18 protein-coding genes are annotated in these 14,739 nt (G+C 62.0%); 4 read left to right on the forward strand and 14 right to left on the reverse strand.

Features of this window, described 5'->3' with window-relative positions; all coding sequences use genetic code 11:
* Nucleotides 1-966, reverse strand: a 966-nt coding sequence (locus B4E36_RS17385) for a LysR substrate-binding domain-containing protein (RefSeq protein WP_345900609.1), incomplete at its 3' end; no start/stop codon positions are given.
* Between the two features lie 89 nt (nt 967-1,055).
* Here B4E36_RS17385 and B4E36_RS17390 point away from each other — a divergent pair.
* Nucleotides 1,056-1,955 (forward strand): branched-chain amino acid transaminase, encoded by a 900-nt coding sequence (locus tag B4E36_RS17390; RefSeq protein ID WP_292059653.1) that lies wholly within the window; start codon nt 1,056-1,058, stop codon nt 1,953-1,955.
* Nucleotides 1,956-2,105: 150 nt separating this feature from the next.
* The gene (locus B4E36_RS17395) at nt 2,106-3,500 is read left to right on the forward strand and encodes a PLP-dependent aminotransferase family protein (RefSeq protein ID WP_292059655.1); all 1,395 of its coding nucleotides are present in this window, start codon (nt 2,106-2,108) and stop codon (nt 3,498-3,500) included.
* Here B4E36_RS17395 and B4E36_RS17400 read toward each other — a convergent pair.
* From B4E36_RS17400 to B4E36_RS17420, 5 genes are read right to left on the reverse strand one after another with little or no spacing between them, the layout of a single operon-like run.
* Nucleotides 3,439-4,305, reverse strand: coding sequence for a DMT family transporter (locus B4E36_RS17400; protein WP_345900610.1), 867 nt, complete (start codon nt 4,303-4,305; stop codon nt 3,439-3,441). The genes B4E36_RS17395 and B4E36_RS17400 overlap by 62 nt on opposite strands.
* Before the next feature lies 1 nt (nt 4,306).
* The gene (locus B4E36_RS17405) at nt 4,307-5,050 is read right to left on the reverse strand and encodes a sulfite exporter TauE/SafE family protein (RefSeq protein WP_292059659.1); all 744 of its coding nucleotides are present in this window, start codon (nt 5,048-5,050) and stop codon (nt 4,307-4,309) included.
* Between the two features lie 6 nt (nt 5,051-5,056).
* Complete coding sequence (locus B4E36_RS17410; RefSeq protein ID WP_292059661.1) at nt 5,057-5,707, reverse strand: LysE family translocator; 651 nt, start codon at nt 5,705-5,707, stop codon at nt 5,057-5,059.
* 1 nt (nt 5,708) lies between these two features.
* Complete coding sequence (locus B4E36_RS17415; RefSeq protein WP_292059663.1) at nt 5,709-6,248, reverse strand: RBBP9/YdeN family alpha/beta hydrolase; 540 nt, start codon at nt 6,246-6,248, stop codon at nt 5,709-5,711.
* A gap of 12 nt (nt 6,249-6,260) precedes the next feature.
* Nucleotides 6,261-6,467 (reverse strand): DUF1737 domain-containing protein, encoded by a 207-nt coding sequence (locus B4E36_RS17420; protein ID WP_292059664.1) that lies wholly within the window; start codon nt 6,465-6,467, stop codon nt 6,261-6,263.
* Nucleotides 6,468-6,605: 138 nt separating this feature from the next.
* Between B4E36_RS17420 and B4E36_RS17425 the strand changes: the two genes are divergently transcribed.
* Complete coding sequence (locus B4E36_RS17425; protein ID WP_292059665.1) at nt 6,606-7,247, forward strand: hypothetical protein; 642 nt, start codon at nt 6,606-6,608, stop codon at nt 7,245-7,247.
* A gap of 30 nt (nt 7,248-7,277) precedes the next feature.
* Here the strand turns inward: B4E36_RS17425 and B4E36_RS17430 are convergent, their stop codons facing one another.
* From B4E36_RS17430 to B4E36_RS17450, 5 genes are all read right to left on the reverse strand, one after another.
* Nucleotides 7,278-7,790, reverse strand: a complete 513-nt coding sequence (locus tag B4E36_RS17430) for a hypothetical protein (RefSeq protein WP_292059666.1) — start codon at nt 7,788-7,790, stop codon at nt 7,278-7,280.
* 30 nt (nt 7,791-7,820) lie between these two features.
* Nucleotides 7,821-8,714 (reverse strand): hypothetical protein, encoded by an 894-nt coding sequence (locus tag B4E36_RS17435; protein ID WP_345900611.1) that lies wholly within the window; start codon nt 8,712-8,714, stop codon nt 7,821-7,823.
* A gap of 88 nt (nt 8,715-8,802) precedes the next feature.
* Nucleotides 8,803-9,648: a pyridoxal kinase gene (gene pdxY / locus B4E36_RS17440; protein WP_292059668.1), complete on the reverse strand. Its 846-nt coding sequence runs from the start codon at nt 9,646-9,648 to the stop codon at nt 8,803-8,805.
* Nucleotides 9,645-10,325 (reverse strand): MOSC domain-containing protein, encoded by a 681-nt coding sequence (locus B4E36_RS17445; protein ID WP_292059669.1) that lies wholly within the window; start codon nt 10,323-10,325, stop codon nt 9,645-9,647. Before B4E36_RS17445 ends, pdxY begins: the two co-directional genes overlap by 4 nt.
* Nucleotides 10,322-11,020, reverse strand: a complete 699-nt coding sequence (locus B4E36_RS17450; RefSeq protein ID WP_292059671.1) for a glutamine amidotransferase — start codon at nt 11,018-11,020, stop codon at nt 10,322-10,324. Before B4E36_RS17450 ends, B4E36_RS17445 begins: the two co-directional genes overlap by 4 nt.
* A gap of 88 nt (nt 11,021-11,108) precedes the next feature.
* Here B4E36_RS17450 and B4E36_RS17455 point away from each other — a divergent pair, with 88 nt between their 5' ends.
* Nucleotides 11,109-12,524 (forward strand): PLP-dependent aminotransferase family protein, encoded by a 1,416-nt coding sequence (locus B4E36_RS17455; RefSeq protein WP_292059673.1) that lies wholly within the window; start codon nt 11,109-11,111, stop codon nt 12,522-12,524.
* A gap of 1 nt (nt 12,525) precedes the next feature.
* Here B4E36_RS17455 and bioB read toward each other — a convergent pair whose 3' ends face one another.
* The 3 genes from bioB to B4E36_RS17470 form a co-directional block, all read right to left on the reverse strand.
* Nucleotides 12,526-13,515, reverse strand: a complete 990-nt coding sequence (gene bioB / locus B4E36_RS17460) for a biotin synthase BioB (protein WP_292059675.1) — start codon at nt 13,513-13,515, stop codon at nt 12,526-12,528.
* Nucleotides 13,512-14,069, reverse strand: a complete 558-nt coding sequence (locus tag B4E36_RS17465; RefSeq protein WP_292059677.1) for a biotin transporter BioY — start codon at nt 14,067-14,069, stop codon at nt 13,512-13,514. The genes bioB and B4E36_RS17465 overlap by 4 nt, the downstream gene beginning before the upstream one ends.
* Nucleotides 14,070-14,151: 82 nt before the next feature.
* The coding region (locus B4E36_RS17470; RefSeq protein WP_345900612.1) for a GntR family transcriptional regulator at nt 14,152-14,739 on the reverse strand (588 nt) is incomplete at its 5' end.

The following is a 14,739-nucleotide window of genomic DNA, read 5'->3' on the forward strand; positions in this document are numbered from 1 at the left end:
CTTTGCGGCCTCTGCCAGCATCCAGGTCCTGACATTCCTGATGCGGCGGTCGCGCTCAAGGGCCGGCGGATAGCAGAGGTAATAGCCTGCGTTTGCCGGCACTTGGTGCGGCATGATCGGGCCGAGCCGTTCGGCGGCTATGTCGCATGCGGCAATTTCGATGCCCGCAAAGGTAATTCCTGCGCCGTCGATCGCGGCCTTGAGGCCAAGGCCCGAAGAGTCGACGATTGTGACTGCCGCAGGGCGGGTCGGACCGCCCGGGAGCGTTTCGTTCCAACGCTGGAAGTCCTCGCGCCGATGCTGGGACAGAAATAGGTTGGTTTGCGAGATGGCTTGGCGAATATCGATTTCGTCATTCGTTTGCCAGTCATCCGGACGGCCAAGCAACGCCACATTTTCGTCGAACAGGCGCTCGGAGAGAACACCAGCCCATTGCCCGGAACCATGGCGCACAGCAGCATCTGCAACGCCGGCGCCAAGATCGACGGCGGTTTGGGTCGTAGAGATCAAAAGTTCGAAGCCCGACCTCGCAAATGGATAGGACGCCATCCGTGGCGACAGCCAATGAACCGCGAATGTCGGCAGCATGGACAGGCGCAAGGGACCAAGCTTCCGTTCCTGCTTCACTGTCGCGACAGCCTGAATGATCCGCGTGAAGCCGACGGTGAGATCCGGAGACAACAGTCGTCCGGTCTCCGTCAGTTCCAGGCGCGGCCCCACGCGGCGCATCAGTTCCACCCCGAGCAGATCCTCGAGGATCCTGAGTTGATGACTGACGGCGGAGGGCGTCACGCCGATTTCTTCGGCCGCATCCTTGATCGACATGTGGCGTGCGGCGGCCTCGAAAGCGCGCAGGGCATTCAGCGGCACGGACAATCGCATCGTTTCGGTCATGGCGCGCTCGCTCTCGTACTTTCCGTCCTCGCCGGATGCCGCCGTTCTCCTCCTGCACTTGGCATCGAACAACGAAATCTCAGCTTTCTCTGAGGATTGCTCACTCGCCAGGCACGGATGTTGGGTGACAATGGGGTGTCTTTCAAAGGGGCCAAATTGCTATGAGTGACGTGCTTGCTTTCGATGATCGCGATGGCCTGATCTGGCTCGATGGAGCACTCGTTCCCTGGAACGAAGCCCGGCTCCATGTCATGACCCATTCGCTGCATGCCGGCGGGGCCGTGTTCGAAGGAATTCGGGCCTATGACGGAGGTATATTCCTGTCCAACGCGCATTTCTCCCGCTTCCAGCGTTCTGCCGAGATCGTCGGGTACACGCTTCCCTATTCTAGCCTTGAGCTCGTCAAAGCATGTGAAGCCGTTCTCTGGGCGAACGAATTGAAGGATGCCTATATCCGTCCCATCGCCTGGCGCGGCAGCGAGAGCGTGACGGTGGCCGCCCGCAACGCCACTATCCACGTTGCGATTGCCGCCTGGGATTGGCCGACGCCGGCCGCCGAGGGAAGGAGCACGACGGGTATTCGCCTTCAGCTCTCCTCCTGGAAGCGTCCGCGTGCCGATACGGCGCCGACGGCCTCCAAATGTTCCGGCCTCTACATGATCGGCACGCTCGCGCGGCATGCCGCAAATGACGAGGGTTTCGACGATGCCCTGCTGCTCGACGTCGACGGAGATGTTGCCGAAACGACCGCGACGAACATCATAATGGTCGAGGGTCGCAAGCTCGTGTCCCCGGTAGCTGACTGTTTTCTCGACAGCATCACCAAACGCCATGTCTTCGCTCTCGCGCAGAAGGCTGGCCTGGAACTCGAGGAGCGAAAAGTCTCGCTGGAGGAGTTGTGCGCGGCAGATGAAGTCTTCGTTGTCGGCACTTCGATCGAGATCCAGCCCGTCGTCGAACTCAAGGGGCCAGCGATTGGAGCCCAATGGAGCGTTGGCCCTCTTACCCAAAGCCTCATCGACAACTTTCAGAACTCGGTTCGCCAACAATGTCCCGCATAGGCGGACACCCTTGCCAAAAGGGCCGGGTTTCGATGCGTTCTCCATGTCGTTCTTCTCGGAGCAAAAGATTTTTCGTGATAGCCAATACTATTTGATGTTACACTTCCCGTAAAATGCAAAAGCGTAACATGACACTATCGGGAGACTCACATGCGTCTACAATCACCCTGGCAACCTCGCCTTACTGGTGACATGGACTCTCCATGCGATCGGCTCGTCGCCGCCGTGTCGGAGGACATCGCAGCCGGGCGATTGGAGGTTGGAGACAGGCTTCCGGCCCACCGCGATCTTGCCTGGCGTCTCGGCATCGGCCTTGGCACGGTGACGAAGGCCTACGGAATCCTGGAGCGGCGCGGCCTGCTGCGCTCGGTCAAGGGACGGGGCACGTTCGTGGCCGTTACCGAAGCCCGCAGAGGCGACGTCATCGATCTTTCGCGCAACGCGCCGCCCGCCGTCATCAGCGAGAGGCTTCTGTCCCGATCTCTCAACGCGATCGCCAGGCGTATCGACGCGGATGTTTTCAATACCTATCCGCCCGTAACCGGGCATCAGAGGTTCCGCCAAGAAATGGCGCGCTGGTTTCGCCGTCTCGGTCTGGACGCCGATCCTTCCTGCCTGCTTCTGACGAATGGTGCGCAGCACGCGCTGTCCGTCAGCCTCTCCACGCTCTGCGGTCCCGGCGGTACGCTCTATGTGGAGGAACAGACCTATCCCGGCTTGATCAACGTTGCGCGCCATCTTGGCGTCAAGCTCACTTCAATTGCTATGGATGACGAAGGCATGCTGCCGGATCAGCTTGAACGGGAACTCGCGACAAGTCGCGGCAGCAACGCGGCAGTCTATCTCACGCCGACGATGCAGAACCCGACCACGAGTTCGATGAGCAAAGCGAGAAGGAGCGCGATCGCGCTAATCTGCCGCAAGTCAGGCATCATCGTGATCGAGGACGACGTTTATGCCCTCGCGCCCGACCCGGACTATCCGCCGATCGCGAGCCTTGCGCCTGAGCATGTCTTTTATATCAACAGCCTTTCGAAGACCCTCAACCCGGCTTTGCGGATTGGCGGTCTCGTGGTTCCGCCGGCATGGCTGGACCGCGCGGAAACCGCGATGCATGCCAGCGGGCTGATGATCAGTCCGCTGAGTTGCTCGGTCATGGAACAATGGCTTCTCGATGGAACGGCCGATGCCATCAGCACGGCTATACAGGAAGAAGCCATTCGCCGCCGTGCGATGGCAACGGACTTGTTGGGGCAAGCTGTACGCCAACCTGTCCATGTCGGTTATCATCTGTGGGTTCCGCTAGGCCATTCCCATGCCGGGGCACTCGAGACTGCGGCGAAGGCCTTGGGCATTCTGGTTACGCCGCCGTCTTCAACCTCCGCAAACGGCATTAGCTCCGGAATCCGTCTTTGTATCGGTGCGCCATCCTCTGAAGATCTTGAGCAGGCGCTTCCCGCGATCAGGCGCATAGTCGATCGCTTCAGGATCGAGACCGGCGCAGGGACGGCCAGAAATACCAGACCACTGCTGCCACTACGATAAGACCACCTGCGATCGCCGATTTCCCCGGATCTTCGGCGAAGGCTAACCAAACCCAAAGCGGACCGAGAACCACATCCAGAAGTGCGATCAAAGCCGACTCCGACGAAGCGACATGGCGTCCACCTGCAAGAAATAACAGGAATGCGAGCGCGGTCGTGAGAAAGGCCAGCATGAATATCAATCCGAGCGCACCGCCCCCCGGAAGCTGGCCGGATGAGAATGGGAATGCCGCGATCGCACACAACGCTGCTCCCGCGGCATTCACGTGAATGAGATTCAGGGCTCGATTACGGCGTGTGACGATGAGAAGCGCGCCAAAGCTCAGCGTCATTGCGAAGGCCAGCAAGTTACCCTTGATATCGCTCGCCGCCAGTGCCGTGCCTGCAACGAACACGATCCCGATCATAGATACCGTGCTCGCCATCAACAGGCGTCGCGAGGCCGCTTCCCGACCGACCGCGAAGGCCAATGCGGCTGTCACGAAGGGAAGTGTCGCGTAGATGATCAAAACGTTTGCGACCGTCGTCATCGTGAGTGCGGCGACATAGCAGAACATTGCGGTGGCGGAGAAGCAGGCGGCCAGGCAGAAGCGCCAGTCGAAACGCACCGCTTCCGCCGGCCTTGCGATGGCGATGGCAACAAGGCAAAGGCAGGCGAAGAGAGAACGCCACAGGATCAGATCCCAAAGCCCAAGATCAATTGCGCGTACGAACAGGCCAGCAAGGCTCCAGAGCACGGTTCCTGCGCCAACCAGTATCAGACCGTAGACGCGCCGCTCCCCACTCTGTTCCTCTGACCGCCGCATATCAGAAATAGAACCAGGTCAGGCCAAACCCGACGGCAATGACGATGCCGCGCAGGATGGTCGGATTGATCCAGCGAGCGAAGCGCGCACCGAGATAGCCGCCCGCAATAGCGCCTACCAGAACCGCGAATGCGGGCCCCCAGGCTATGATCCCTGTGGCAATGAAAACTGTGACCGCGAGACTCGAGACGATTGTTGCCAGTGCATTTTTTACCGCGTTGGCCTCGTTCACGTCGCTAAGCCCGATCAACGTCAGAACAGCCATGAGCAGGATACCGAGGCCCGCACCGAAATATCCGCCATAGATTGCGACGAGCAGATCTGTCGCAAAGATGACTGGCCTCGGCAGCATTCCGGGGCGGTCCCTTCTTATCCAGGAGCGTAGCCTAGGGCCGAGTGCGAACAGGATCGTCGCGACAAGCAAAAGCCATGGTATAAGCTGGCGGAATATTGCATTCCCAGTGATCGAAAGAAGTACCGCGCCGATAAGGGAACCGAGAACGAAAGCAGGCGCGCTGGATTTCAATCGCCCTGCATTCCGGCGCAATTCCTCCCGATAACCGAACAGGCTGGTCGCATGTCCAGGCCAGATCGAAATCGCACTTGTGGCATTGGCGACGACCGGAGGAACGCCAGCCGCAAGGAGCGCCGGAAAAGTAAAGAAAGTGCCGCCCCCGGCGACTGCATTGCAGGCTCCGCCAACAAGACCGGCGGCGACCAAAAGGGCCGTGGTATTCGTATCCATACCTGATCAATCCCGCTCTTCGAAAGCCAGCCGGACACCGAAGGCGATCAGGACCGAGCCAGTCACTCCATCGACGCCACGCTTGAATAGTGAACTATGGAAAACGCGCGTGAATGGCCGCGTCGCCGCCGTGATGGCCGCGAACCAGATGAGCCCCATAAGCGCATGAATAGCCGCCAGGGCCATGCTGAACATGACAACCGGGACATCCTGTGGAATGAACTGCGGCAGGAAGCTGACGTAAAACACGCCGACTTTCGGATTGAGAAGATTGGTCATCAGACCGCGCCAGAACCAGTTGGCACTTTTATTGGCCGATTTGCCTGCCGGCACGCTGTAAAGCGCCCCTCCCTCCTCGACGGTTCTGCGGATTGCGCTCCGGATCATCCGCGCGCCCAGCCAGATGATGTAGCCAGCGCCGAGATATTGAAGAAGCCGGTAGCCGACTTCCGATACGGTGAGAACGGCTCCGAGACCCGCCGAAGCCAACAGTCCCCACGCCAGAACACCTGTTACGACCCCGGCGCCAGCCTGCATGGCCTGTTTGCCGCCCTCAACAGTGGCAGTGCGCAAGACCATGGCCGTGTCCAGCCCAGGCGTAATTGTCAAAAGAGCGGCGGCGATCGAAAAGGCGGCAGCGGCGGAAAAGGCATCCATGTCAGGACCTCAGGCCAGCGCAGAATGCACCGAAGAGCATCCGCCCTTGGTCCCAGATACCGAGGCCGCTTGCGCCGTTGATATGACCGCACGAGCCGATCTCAACGAAACCGGCGCCCCATTCCTCGGCGCGTTCTTTCACATAGTCAGGGGTGGCATAAGGGTCGTTGGCGCTTGCGACGATGAGGGTCGGAAACGGCAGGCGATGGCGTGGCGGGTTTGCGAAGCTGGCCGCTGCTGCCGGGAATGCAGCGGAGGCAGGATCAGGGACTGCGACCAGAAAAGCACCCATAACCCGGCCCGCGACCGTCTCTGCCGCGTGCGCGACGAGCAGGCAGGCCAGACTATGCGCGACGAGAACAGGCGGCGATGACGAATTGTCAATTTGCCTTTCCAGCGCGTCTTGCCAGTCTGCAAGATGGGGCTTGTCCCAGTCGGAAGGATGGAACCGGGTAAAGCAAGGGTCTGACGCCTCCCAATGCGTTTGCCAGTGGGTTTCACCGGAACCGCCGATACCTGGCAATGTGATGAATGAGGTCATTCCGTCGCCCTTCTATTGTTGGGAAAGATCCATCGAAGGCTCGTAACTGCGGTCAGGAACATCCTTCGTGATCGCCTGCCCGCAAATCACGGCCTGACGCACGCCGTCGTAGGTCAGGACCGGGCTCCCGTGCAGTCTCCAGCCCAGGTTGAGGGCCTCAGTAATGCGGTGGCAGAATGCAGCGTCATCGACGCCGGTCAGCAGACGATAAGCTTTCATCGTGAGGATCCCCAATTCCCTGCTCGAAATCATAAGCATCTTCGGGAAGCGCTAAACTGAAGTCATCTCAGCCGATCCGCAGTATTTCTCATTTCGCCATTGCTTGGATCGGCGGGCAGTGCGTAGTACGCAGGGGACATGAACGAGATATCCGACGGCTCCGTAAGGGTTACGGCGCTACGCCTTTTGGAAGAGGATCCACTCCTTGCCGCTTCTCGACGGGATTGGCCGGAGGCGGTCGGCGCTCTTGGTTGGCGATGGGAGACATTCGTCGGCGAGGAGTTCATCAATCCATTTTGCGGCAGCCCGACAGATCATGAACTCGACGCCTGCACACGGTGCCTGTTACGATTCGGTCGCCTGAGTTTTCTTTCCTCGGACGCCGAGCCATTCCGCTCGGCCGGCCACCAATTGCTGGAGACTGGTAATCGACCCGATTTATTAGGCCGTATGCGCAAGCTGCTGCTCAAAGAGCGGCTTTGGCTTGTCTCGGCGGATCATGAAGTTGCGATGAGAGAGGCGTATTTTGCCTACGGGCGATGGGATTTCGGGCACCAGCCAATGCTGGTGATGGACAGGGGCACCAAACCCATCCCAGATGAAGCTGATTTCCTTGTGGGTCTCCTCGCGGGCGACGAACGAAGGTTGCGGAGAAGGCCGCGCGGCATGCTCGCCTGGGTCGTGCCCTTGGTGGATGGCGTCGGCATCCTCATCGCTCCCGCCAGAATCGGGGACCAAGAAAGTCTTGCACGGGATTTCATGGCGGATCACTACACGTGAGGAACGTCTTTCCCTCGACCGGACAAAATTTCAGCGATCAAGCAGGTCGCTCGCCCTAGCCGACAGGGGGCAGCCCTTCTCTGCAAGCCGTTTGATCGCGTCGCGTGCGATATCCCTGTTGCCCGTGTTGCCGACGAAGCTCGACAGAGAATCCGAAAACTCCAGCACGATGTTGGCCGTCCCGACAGTTTGTCGGTAGTCCACACGGGAAACCACGTCATAGGGTTTCCTGCGCCGCCTGATTACACGGCACTCGATATGGTCGGCGTGCAAAATAAGCGTTGGCTTCAGGTCGCTCGATGACCAGCAAATCCAGGGTACGCCCCGCCAGCCCGAAAATGCGGCGACCAACGGAATATTCGCGACCTCTCCTGCGGTCTCGATCCTGCTGTGCCTCACCGCCGACAGGCGGCTCTTGATGTAGAGAAATATCGTCAGCCAGCCGACACCGATAAGCAAGACGATGGCGAAAATGAAAATGGTGGCTTCCGCTTTGCTCATCCGCGCGGGCCTGCCGTTTTGAGCCTTGGCGGAGACGCGCATTTCAAGGGACGCATCTTCCAGCCGATCATCTCAATAATCGTAGTTTTCATATTCGCGGGTACTCAATTCATCGTCCGGAATGAATTCTTCTTCATCGAGCGTGAACGCCACCCAAGCCCGCATTTGGAGTGTGAACAGCGGCTCGTCTGCTGCCCTGGCAAGGGCAAGAGCGGCGCTGCGGGCTTCTCCAATCGACCAACCCGTACTGTTAAGGGTCAACCAGGCTTCCTTTAGACGACCGCTTTTAAGGTACTCTCCGAAAACCTGGTTCAGCGGCGCATTCGCGACAAGCCAAGGCGGCAGTTGAGATGCCCCATTTCTCAGCCACGAGCGCCCGTGCTCACTGAGCTCGAAATAGGCGACATCATTTGCATTCTCGTCAGATAAACCGGACAGGCTGATCGCCAACGGCGCAGCCCGTCGTTCGCCGATGCCAATGGGCACGCGTCCAGTATACGCGGCGAGCTTGTCCAGCTTTTCCGGATCGTCACCGAATTCGAGGGTATGTGCGTCTATTTCAGCAAATTGACGACCCGAAATCCCGGCCGCCTTACGAAATGACGCTATTTCTCCCGTCTCATCGTCCCCATCCGTGTAAACGAGCGCCCGGACCAATAGCCAGTTCGCAAATTGCTCATCATCAAGAGCGATCTCCTCCAGCAGGAATTGGTCCTCCGGGCCTGCGCAGACATAGCGTCGGATATCGTCCGGCTCGTCACAGAACCAGCGCATCCAGATACCTTCATATTCCGGCAAGCTACCATTCGAGGTGATGGGAATGAGAGCGGGCGGGCAACCATAGTATTCGGCAGGCTGACCGATCAGAAAGGTTTCTTTCAGGTATGAACCGAGCCGGTACTGCCGGAGCCACAATGGGGCGCTCAATTTCTGGAGGAGTACGTCATATCGATCGAGCATGAGCATCCACTTTTTACAAAACCCTCAGTTCGATATTGCTAATTCACCTCAGTGAACACTGAAGTCTTCTCAGTTCAGATGAAATAATCCTCATTCAAAAACCGAGCGTCAGAAGCTCGCGGCGGAACTCCGGTTCGCTCAACACCACTTCGCCGGCGCCGAGGGCACGGGCGTGGTCCAGCGCGCGCGATGTGAGGCGCTGCGCTGCCTCGACGCTTTGCGTCAGGGGAAATCCGCGTGCGAGCCCCGCGACGATCAGCCCGGCAAACAGATCGCCCGTGCCCGGAAGCACGACCGGCAGGTGCTCCACCGGATGACGGCTTGCGTCGGCGGCTCCGAGTATGACGCTTTCGATATGGCCGGCGGGCGTATCGTCGAGCGTGCACCCCGTGGCGATAAGATAGGCGCCGGACGCGATGGGGAGAAAGGCTCGCGCGGCTTTGAGGTCCGCCATGGACGCGATCGGCTGCCCGGTCAGCCAGCTCACTTCGAACGGGTTCGGCGTCGCGATATCGGCCATCGGCAGCAATCGGTCGCGCATGACGTCGGCGATCGCCTCCGGCACATAGAGGCCGGGGCCTGTGTCGCCCATCACCGGATCGCAGAGATAGACAAGGCGTGGATTGACGGCCTTGGCCTCGGCCACGAAATCTGCGACCATCAGCGCCACATCGAGCGAGCCGATATAGCCTGTCAGGATGAAATCCGCGCGTTCCGGCAGGCCGCGCTCGCGTGCACCCTGCAACAGGTCTGAGAAGAATTCCGGCGGCAGCGCCCGCCCGCGCAACGTCGGATAGTCGGGCGTGTTGGAGAAGATGACCGTCGGGATCGCCGCCACCTCGAGTCCGGCGGCCTGCATCGGAAACACGGCTGCGGAATTGCCGACATGGCCGAACACGACCTGACTCTGGATCGATATCACGAAGGGAGGAGAGGTCATGGAGTGCCGTCCAGTCTCTTGCGCCAATCCTCCACCCGACCGCTCTCGAGCCGCCGCACCGCATATTTCCGCCAGCCTTCGGCCAGCACGTCGAGGGCTGCTATGCCCTTCAGTTCGTCCAGGTTCAGCCGGTCGACATAAAGCGCATGCCAGAGCCGGTGGAGCGTCCAGTCCGGTGCGACGCGGTCCACCAGTTCAAGCCGATCTCCGGTCTTCACGAGGCCGTCTTCCAGCACGCGATAATACCAGCCGGTGCGGCCGGTCTGCTGCACGCGGCGGGCCATGTCAGGCACCTCGAAGCGATGATTGAGTTTCCAGCAGGGCTGTCGCCCCTGCGAGACCTGCATGAGTGCCGTGCCCAGCCGGAAAACATCTCCCACTGCGACGGTGTTTTCGGTGGGGCCGGATGCCGAGATGTTCTCGCCAAATCCGCCGGGATCGGCAAGTACCGGCAGATCGCCGAGTTCTTCACGCCAGAGCGGATAATGATCCAGCGGGTAATGATGCACCGCCTTTTCGCCGCCGCCGTGAACCCGTCGGTCCGCCTGCTCGTCGCCTTCGAACCCTTCAGAGCCGAGGCGAAGCGGCCTGTTCACCGGCGTCTTCATGATGCCGCTTTGCGCGTCGCTTCCCGCCAGAGGTCTGGCGCGCCCGGTCAGAAGGGTGATCATGGTCATGCCGGCAAGTCCTGCAGCCATGCCCGCAACATGGATTGGCCAGCATGCCTCAGTGCTGGACCATGAGCGATGGCGTCGCGACGCAGGCTGGCCGGGTCGATGTCGGCCTGAGCAAGTTCCACACTGTGGCCGATGAGCCAGCGCTCGAAGGCGGGCAGTTCGCCTGCTTCGGGGTGGAATTGCAGCGCCAGAACAGTTGCGCCCATGGCAAAGGCCTGCGTCGCTGAGGCCGCCGTTCCTGCGAGAGTATCCGCTCCATCCGGGATATCGAAGGCTTCGCCGTGCCAGTGGAGAACGGGCACATCCCGAAGGTGACGAAGCGGGCTGTTGATGCCGGCATCTGTCAGCGTCAGGGCGGAAAAGCCGATTTCCTTGCGGGGCATTGGGGCGACCTTCGCGCCCAGCGCCGCCGCCATGAGCTGCGCGCCAAGGCAGATGCCGAGCGTCGGGCGGCGGCTAACCAGACGCGGTGCCAGCCAGTCGCGCTCTGTCTTCATGCAAGGATAAGCATCGGCGTCATTCACACCGATCGGACCGCCGAGCACCACCACGAGATCGGGGTCGCGCGAATCCGGCAAGGCATCGATGCCAGCTTCGACATGGTTGATACGATAGCCTTCTTCGTCAAGCACCGGGCCAAAGCTGCCAAGGTCCTCGAAAGCGAGATGGCGCAGGATCAGGGCGGATTTCGACATGGGGGCCTCTTGCGTTTTTCCATGTGTCTCGCGAATATCCGGCCTGAACAAAAGTGCCAGTTTTGAAACTTTGGATAGGCCGGTTGTGATGGCATCGGAGCCGCTTGCGCTGGATATCGAGAAGGAGCCTTCCGGCCCGCTGTTTCTGGCGATTGCCGACGCGATCACCCGTGACATCATGCGTGGCCGCCTGAAACCCGGCCCCCGTCTGCCGGGGACGCGGGCGCTGGCGCGCCAGCTCGGCGTTCACCGCAATACGGTTGACGCCGCCTATCAGGAGCTCATGACGCAGGGCTGGCTCCATGCGGAACCCGCACGCGGCACATTTGTCGCCGAGGATCTGCCCGACAGCATGGCGGAGCCGGTTTCGGTGTCCGTGCCCGGAGAGCCCGCAACCGTCCGCCCGCGTCTGGCCTTCAGCGATGGTGCTCCCGATCCGAGGCTGGTGCCGGACAAGGCGCTGGCACGCGCCTTCCGCCGTGCCTTGCTGTCTCCAGCCTTCCGCAGCGGCGCGGATTATGGCGATGCCCGGGGCACGCCGGTCCTGCGTCACGCGCTGTCGTCCTATCTCGCCACGGACCGGGGCGTGGTCGCCGATCCGGCACGGCTGCTGATCACGCGCGGCAGCCAGATGGCGCTGTTCCTGGCAGCCAGGGCGGCGGTGAAGCCCGGTCAGGCGATTGCCGTGGAAGAACCCGGCTACCCGCTGGCCTGGGAGGCCTTCCGGGCCGCGGGCGCTGCCGTCCGGGGCATTCCCGTCGATGCAGGCGGGCTGTCGGTCGCGGCGCTTGAGGCGGCGCTTGAAAGCGATCCGTGCATCGCGGCGGTCTATGTCACGCCCCATCACCAGTATCCGACCACGGTCACCATGGGCGCGGCGCGGCGGCTGCAGCTTCTGGACAGCGTCGAGCGTCACGGCATCACGCTGATCGAGGATGACTACGATCACGAGTACCGCTTCGAGGGGCGCCCGGTCCTGCCGCTTGCGGCCCGGGCCCCGGCAGGCCTGCCGCTGATCTATGTGGGCTCGCTCTCCAAACTGCTCTCGCCCGGTATTCGCCTCGGCTATGCCATGGCCCCGGAGCCGCTGCTTACCCGCATGGCGGCCGCCCGTGCGGCGATCGACCGGCAGGGCGACGCGCCGCTCGAGGCCGCGCTGGCGGACCTGATCCGCGACGGCGATCTCGGCCGCCATGCGCGGAAGGCCCGTCGCATTTACCGGGCCCGGCGCGACGTCCTGGCGTCTGCTCTGTCGGCGCAACTGGGCGGGCGGATCTTCTTCGATCGACCTGCGGGCGGGCTGGCGCTGTGGCTGCACTGCGAGAATGTCTCCGCCGACGCCTGGGCGGAGCGGGCCGGTGCGGCCGGGCTTGCACTGCTGCCCGGAACGCGTTTCGCCCTTGATCGCGCCGCGCCGCAGGCCCTTCGTCTCGGCTATGCGGCGCTTGACGAGGGACAGATTGCCCGGGCGGTGGATATCCTCGCCCGAAGCCTACCCGATTGAGCTACTCGGCCGCCATGGCGGAGCCTTGCGGCCTGGCGGGCGCAACATGCATCCCGAGCCGTTGCAACAGGTCGTGGTCCTTCCAGGCCGCGGGGTTGCCGGTCGTCAGCAACTGATCGCCAACGAAAATGGAATTCGCGCCGGCAAGGAAGCAGAGCGCCTGCAACTCGTCGCTCATCCCCGTGCGGCCCGCGGAGAGCCGCACCACGGAGGCCGGCATCAGGATGCGCGCGAGCGCCACGAGACGGACGAGCGCGAACGGATCGACCGGTCTTGCGGTTTCCTGCACCGGCACGCCCTCGACCGGGTTCCACAGGTTGACAGGCACGCTGTCGGGATGGGTGGGCAGGGTCGCGAGCGTCACCAGCATGGCGATGCGATCCTCTTCCGTTTCGCCCATGCCGACGATCCCGCCGCAACAGACCCTGATGCCGCCCTTGCGGACATGCTCGACCGTCTCCAGCCGGTCCGCCATCGTCCGCGTGGTGGCGATCTCGCGGTAATAGTCCGGCGAGGTATCGATATTGTGGTTGTAGAAATCGAGCCCGGCCGCCTTCAGCCGCGCCACCTGATCGGGCTTCAGCATGCCGAGCGTCATGCAGGTTTCGAGCCCGAGTTCGGAAACGCCCTGCACCATGGCGCAGAGCGTGTCCATGTCGCGGTCCTTGGGGCTGCGCCAGGCAGCCCCCATGCAGAAGCGCTGCGCGCCGGCGTCCCTGGCGCGCCGGGCGGCTGCCAGCACATCGTCGGTCGCCATTAGCTTCGTCGCCTTCACGCCGGTCCGGTGGTGGGCCGATTGCGAGCAATAGCCGCAATCCTCCGGGCAGCCGCCGGTCTTGACGCTGAGAAGGCTCGCCGTCTCGATCGCGGTCGGGTCGAAATGGGCGCGATGCAGGGTCTGCGCCCGGTGGATCAGGTCCGCAAAGGGTTGGGCATGGATCGCCCGCGCCTCGTCCATGGTCCAGTCGGTTCTGAACTTCTCGCCAGTCATGCCACGCGACCCTTGAGGCGGCCGAGGCCGGTGATCAGGGAAACCGCCAGCGCGATCTTGATCAGATCGCCGAGGATGAACGGGGCAAGGCCGGCGGCGATCAGGCCAGGGGCCGGCACGAACAATGCGAGCCATGCTAGGCCGAAGGCATAGACCACGGCGAGACCGGCGAGCATCGCCAGCGCCAGCCGCATCGGGCCATTTCCTTCGGCCAGCCTGCCGATCACGAGGGTCGAGAGCAGGTAGCCGATGAGATAGCCGCCGGTCGGCCCCGCCATGTAGGCAAGCCCGATCCCGCGCGCCGGCGAGCCGGAAAATACCGGAAGGCCCACCGCCCCGGCGGCTAGATAGGCGGCCATGGCCATAAAGCCGAGACGGGGACCGAGCGCCGCGGCCAGAAAGAACACCGCGAGCGTGTGCAGTGTCATCGGCACGGGCCAGAACGGGATCTGCACCTTGGCGCCGATCGTGATCAGCACAGCGCCGAAGAGCGTAAGGGCTGCACCGCGCCAGAGCGATGCCGGGCGGGTCAGGGTGGGGGTGAGCAAAGCCATGAGGCGGTTCTCCGAAGATAGGTTTCGACGCTATCTATAATTTCGGAGACATCTCCATGCGATCAATACAGATTATAGATAATCAGCCAGGAATCTCATAAGTCTCTCTGAGATCGCCATTTTTTGATGTCGGCTTGCGCTTGCCGATCCAGCCTACGTGGCGTGCCAGGGTCGAACAGGCAAATTCGGTCTGACCCTTCCGCAGGGCATCAAGGATGGCACGGTGGTCGTGGTCTGTGCGCGCCTCCCAGTCGCTGCGCCACGCGGCAAACAGGAAGCGTGCGCTCGCCGCCTGCAGGTCGTCGATCGTGCGCAGCAAGCGCGGCATGTGGCACGGTGTGAGGATCAGATGATGAAATCTGCGGTTCGCGGCCTCCCAGTCCCGGACATTGCCGGCGCGATCGCCATGGCGGGTAACCTCTTCCGCCTCATCGAGAATTGCCCGCGTCAGGTTTGGCGCGGCATGACGCAGGGCGAGCGATTCCAGGCTTGCCCGCATCTCCGCGACCTCGCGCAATTCGGCGATATCGAATTCGGTGACGCGGAACCCACGCCAGGGCTCGCTCTCTGCCAGGCCCTGCTTCTGCAGTGCGCGAAAAGCCTCGCGCACCGGCACGTGGCTGGCGCCGAACTCTGCTGCGACATAATCCTGCCGCAACCGCGCGCCGGG

This window comes from Martelella sp. UBA3392, from assembly GCF_002358775.1.
GTDB lineage: Bacteria > Pseudomonadota > Alphaproteobacteria > Rhizobiales > Rhizobiaceae > Martelella > Martelella mediterranea.

Bases quoted from the DNA above. Each gene is read 5' to 3' on its own strand.
- B4E36_RS17390 (WP_292059653.1), top strand. From the start codon at position 1,056: ATGAGTGACGTGCTTGCTTTCGATGATCGCGATGGCCTGATCTGGCTC.
- B4E36_RS17395 (WP_292059655.1), top strand. From the start codon at position 2,106: ATGCGTCTACAATCACCCTGGCAACCTCGCCTTACTGGTGACATGGAC.
- B4E36_RS17400 (WP_345900610.1), bottom strand. From the start codon at position 4,305: ATGCGGCGGTCAGAGGAACAGAGTGGGGAGCGGCGCGTCTACGGTCTG.
- B4E36_RS17405 (WP_292059659.1), bottom strand. From the start codon at position 5,050: ATGGATACGAATACCACGGCCCTTTTGGTCGCCGCCGGTCTTGTTGGC.
- B4E36_RS17410 (WP_292059661.1), bottom strand. From the start codon at position 5,707: ATGGATGCCTTTTCCGCCGCTGCCGCCTTTTCGATCGCCGCCGCTCTT.
- B4E36_RS17415 (WP_292059663.1), bottom strand. From the start codon at position 6,248: ATGACCTCATTCATCACATTGCCAGGTATCGGCGGTTCCGGTGAAACC.
- B4E36_RS17420 (WP_292059664.1), bottom strand. From the start codon at position 6,467: ATGAAAGCTTATCGTCTGCTGACCGGCGTCGATGACGCTGCATTCTGC.
- B4E36_RS17425 (WP_292059665.1), top strand. From the start codon at position 6,606: ATGAACGAGATATCCGACGGCTCCGTAAGGGTTACGGCGCTACGCCTT.
- B4E36_RS17430 (WP_292059666.1), bottom strand. From the start codon at position 7,790: ATGCGCGTCTCCGCCAAGGCTCAAAACGGCAGGCCCGCGCGGATGAGC.
- B4E36_RS17435 (WP_345900611.1), bottom strand. From the start codon at position 8,714: ATGCTCATGCTCGATCGATATGACGTACTCCTCCAGAAATTGAGCGCC.
- pdxY (WP_292059668.1), bottom strand. From the start codon at position 9,648: ATGACCTCTCCTCCCTTCGTGATATCGATCCAGAGTCAGGTCGTGTTC.
- B4E36_RS17445 (WP_292059669.1), bottom strand. From the start codon at position 10,325: ATGACCATGATCACCCTTCTGACCGGGCGCGCCAGACCTCTGGCGGGA.
- B4E36_RS17450 (WP_292059671.1), bottom strand. From the start codon at position 11,020: ATGTCGAAATCCGCCCTGATCCTGCGCCATCTCGCTTTCGAGGACCTT.
- B4E36_RS17455 (WP_292059673.1), top strand. From the start codon at position 11,109: ATGGCATCGGAGCCGCTTGCGCTGGATATCGAGAAGGAGCCTTCCGGC.
- bioB (WP_292059675.1), bottom strand. From the start codon at position 13,515: ATGACTGGCGAGAAGTTCAGAACCGACTGGACCATGGACGAGGCGCGG.
- B4E36_RS17465 (WP_292059677.1), bottom strand. From the start codon at position 14,069: ATGGCTTTGCTCACCCCCACCCTGACCCGCCCGGCATCGCTCTGGCGC.